The organism is Acinetobacter lactucae, assembly GCF_013344765.1.
GTDB classification, from domain to species: domain Bacteria; phylum Pseudomonadota; class Gammaproteobacteria; order Pseudomonadales; family Moraxellaceae; genus Acinetobacter; species Acinetobacter lactucae_A.
The window spans coordinates 1-1,194 of sequence record NZ_JABVBF010000335.1 but is presented as its reverse complement, the minus strand read 5'-3'; the positions used below and the strand labels follow the sequence as shown (position 1 = coordinate 1,194).

Genomic DNA, 1,194 nt, shown 5'->3' with positions numbered 1-1,194 from the left:
TCGGTGGCGCTCAAGGCGGCTTCGGTAGTCAAGGCGGCTTCGGTGGTCAAGGTGGCTTCGGTGGTCAAGGTGGCTTCGGTGGTCAAGGCGGTTTCGGTGGTCAAGGCGGTTTCGGTGGTCATCAAGGTGGTTTTGACAACGATACTAAATTTGAAGATGGTCAAGACGACGAAAATAATCGTTAATTGAACTCTCAAAAAGAAACCAGTCAGATAATGGCTGGTTTTTTTATGTGTATTTAAAAGTTAATTCTAAATATTTAATTGGCTGTGAATACGATTTGATCATGGTGACGAATATATTTAAATACTTAGGGCTTTAATGAATGATATTAATATTAGCTGCTGCTTTAAGCAGTGTCTTGGTGTCTATCCTATTAAAAACTTTAAAGAGAAAAGGTTATCAACCACTACAAATGATTGCATGGAATTATGCAAGCGCAAGTCTTCTTTGTTTTTTGTGGTTTCGGCCTGATATTCAACATGTTTCAATACAACATACGCCTTGGTGGCTAATTATTGCTTTAGGAATAATTTTACCTAGTATTTTTTTATGCCTTGCTAAATCATTGGAATATGCAGGCATTGTTAAGACGGAACTTGCCCAAAGACTTTCGGTTGTTCTTTCTTTGCTTGCAGCATATTTCTTTTTTCATGAGCAATTTAATGCATTAAAACTGTGGGGAATAGGTCTAGGAATTTTTGCAGTCTTACTTGTCTTATTCGGACAAATGAATTCTTTCTCAAATCATCAATCTCGAAAAGCGATTTTTGCTCTGTTAAGCGTTTGGTGCGGTTATGCAGCAGTAGATATTCTCTTAAAATATACAAGTAGTTTAGGACTTCAGTTTACTCTTACTTTAAATCTTATTTTTATTACTGCTTTTATATTGTCTATTTCATATGTATTACTACAAAAGACTCCAAAGTGGCAGTTTAAAAGTACGCTAGCTGGATTAATACTAGGTGTACTTAATTTTTTGAATATTGCTTTATATGTAAAAGCTCATATTCTTTTAAAAGACTCTCCTGCAATTGTTTTTGCAAGCATGAATATTCTTGTGGTGTTATTGGGAATTGTGAGCGGAGTGATTTTATATAAAGAAAAATTAAAATGGCCTACTGTTTTTGGGATTCTTCTAGGAATAAGTGGGGTAGTTTGTTTAGCTAGCACAATGGCTTGATAGTTCAAGAG

At 35.5% G+C, this 1,194-nt stretch carries 1 protein-coding gene and 1 pseudogene; both read left to right on the top strand.

Features of this window, described 5'->3' with window-relative positions:
- Positions 1–185 (top strand): annotated as a pseudogene (locus HUN22_RS17145) (RNA chaperone Hfq); the annotation flags it as partial.
- 140 nt (positions 186–325) lie between these two features.
- Entirely contained in the window at positions 326–1,183 is an 858-nt protein-coding gene (locus tag HUN22_RS17140) for a DMT family transporter (RefSeq protein ID WP_174731917.1), read from the top strand.
- Positions 1,184–1,194 lie beyond the last annotated feature (11 nt).

What these genes read in the sequence shown, in the direction of transcription:
- HUN22_RS17140 (WP_174731917.1), top strand. Translation starts at nt 326, where the DNA reads ATGATATTAATATTAGCTGCTGCTTTAAGCAGTGTCTTGGTGTCTATC.